Source organism: Novipirellula rosea, assembly GCF_039541335.1.
GTDB classification, from domain to species: domain Bacteria; phylum Planctomycetota; class Planctomycetia; order Pirellulales; family Pirellulaceae; genus Novipirellula; species Novipirellula rosea.
In genome coordinates, this window is record NZ_BAABGA010000001.1 from 2,001 (window position 1) to 4,563 (window position 2,563).

Consider the following 2,563-nt stretch of genomic DNA (forward strand, 5'->3'; position numbering starts at 1 on the left):
GGGGATATTGAGACCCAGACATTAACCGTGACCGTCAACCCGGTCGACGATGCCAACGACGATACCGCCACGACCGATGAAGACACCGCCGTCAGCGGCGATGTCTCGCTCAACGACACCTACGCTGGTACGGTCAGCTACGCCCTAAACACGGGACCGGCTAACGGTAACGCTACCGTTAATCCCGACGGCACGTTCAGCTACACACCTGATGCCGATTTTAACGGCACGGACTCGTTTAGCTACGACGCCACCGACGTCAACGGAGACGTGGAGACCCAAACGGTCACCGTCACGGTCAACCCGGTCGACGATGCCAGTGACGATACCGCCACCACGAACGAAGACACGGCGATCAGCGGTGATGTCTCGCTCAACGATTCCTACGCCGGGGCCGTCACCTATGCCCTGAATACGGGGCCGGCCAACGGTGGCGCTACCGTTAATCCCGACGGGACCTTCACTTACACGCCCGCTGCCGATTTCAACGGCACGGATTCATTCACCTACAACGCCACCGATGTGAACGGGGATGTCGAAACGCAGACGGTCACCGTCACGGTCAATCCGATCGATGACGCCAATGACGACACGACTGTGACCGACGAGGACACGGCAGTCAATGGCGATGTCTCGACCAACGACACCTATGCCGGTGCGGTGGGCTATGCCTTGAACACGGGGCCATCCAACGGAAACGCGACCGTTAACCCCGATGGCACCTTCACTTACACACCTGATCCCGACTTCAATGGCAGCGACAGCTTTACTTATGACGCTACCGATGTGAATGGTGACATCGAAACGCAGGCGGTAACGGTTACGGTCAATGCGGTCGATGATGCTAGCGATGACACGGCCACCACCAATGAAGACACGGCAGTCAGCGGCGATGTGTCGACCAACGATACCTACGCTGGTGCGGTGGGCTACGCCCTGAACACGGGAGCGGCCAACGGTAACGCTACCGTAAACCCCGACGGCACCTTCAGCTACACGCCTGATCCCGACTTCAATGGCAGCGACAGCTTTACTTACGATGCCACCGATGTGAACGGCGATATCGAAACGCAGACGGTGACGGTTACGGTCAACCCAGTGGACGATGCCAACGATGACACGGCCACGACCAATGAGGACACGGCGGTCAGCGGAGACGTCTCAACCAACGACACCTACGCTGGTGCGGTCGGTTATGCCTTGAACACGGGGCCGGCCAACGGTAACGCGACCGTTAATGCCGACGGGACCTTCACTTACACGCCCGACCCAGACTTCAACGGCAGCGACAGCTTTACTTACGATGCCACCGATGTGAACGGCGACATCGAAACGCAGACGGTGACGGTTACGGTCAATGCGGTCGATGATGCCAACGATGACACGGCCACGACCAATGAAGACACGGCCGTCATTGGTGATGTGTCGACCAACGACACCTACGCTGGCGCCGTTAACTATGCCCTGAACTCGGGACCAGCCAACGGTAACGCGACCGTTAACCCCGATGGCACGTTCACTTACACGCCTGATGCCGATTTCAATGGCAGCGACAGCTTCACTTACGACGCGACCGACGTGAATGGCGAGGTTGAAACACAAACGGTCACCGTGACGGTCAACCCAGTGGACGATGCCAACGATGACACGGCCACGACCAATGAGGACACTCCAGTCAGCGGTGATGTTTCGGCCAACGATACCTATGCCGGTGCGGTGGGCTACGCCTTGAACACGGGCGCGGCCAACGGTAGCGCGACCGTTAATGCCGACGGGACCTTCACTTACACGCCTGATGCCGACTTCAACGGCACGGACTCGTTCACCTACGACGCCACTGACGTGAATGGCGACATTGAAACGCAGACGGTGTCGATCACGGTCAATGCAGTGGACGATGCCAACGATGACACGGCCACGACCGATGAGGACATGACGATCAGCGGTGATGTGTCGACCAACGACACCTACGCTGGTGCGGTGGGCTACGCGTTGAACACTGGTCCGAGTTACGGTAACGCGACCGTCAACCCCGACGGTACTTTCACTTATACACCTGATGCGGACTTCAACGGTACAGATTCATTCACCTACGATGCCACCGATGTGAATGGTGACATCGAAACGCAAACGGTCACCGTGACGGTCAACCCAGTGGACGATGCCAATGACGACACGGCCACGACCAATGAGGACACGGCGGTCAGCGGTAATGTCTCGACCAACGACACTTACAGCGGTGCGGTCAGCTACGTCGTCAACAACGATGCCAGCCATGGGACTGTCAGCGATGACGGTAACGGCACTTTCACCTATACGCCCGACCCAGACTTCAACGGCAGCGATTCTTTTACTTACAACGCCACCGACGTGAATGGGGACATCGAAACGCAAACGGTCACGATCACGGTCAACCCAGTGGACGATACCAGTGACGACACCGCCACGACTGACGAAGACACGGCGGTCAGCGGTGATGTGTCGACCAACGACACCTACGCTGGTGCGGCCGGATACGCCCTGAACACGGGAGCGGCTAACGGTACGGCCGTAGTTAATCCCG

At 58.4% G+C, this 2,563-nt stretch carries 1 protein-coding gene; it reads left to right on the forward strand.

Annotated elements, in window-relative coordinates; all coding sequences use genetic code 11:
- Positions 1-2,563: beta strand repeat-containing protein (locus ABD971_RS00010; RefSeq protein ID WP_345318229.1), on the forward strand; the 2,563-nt coding region annotated here is incomplete at both ends.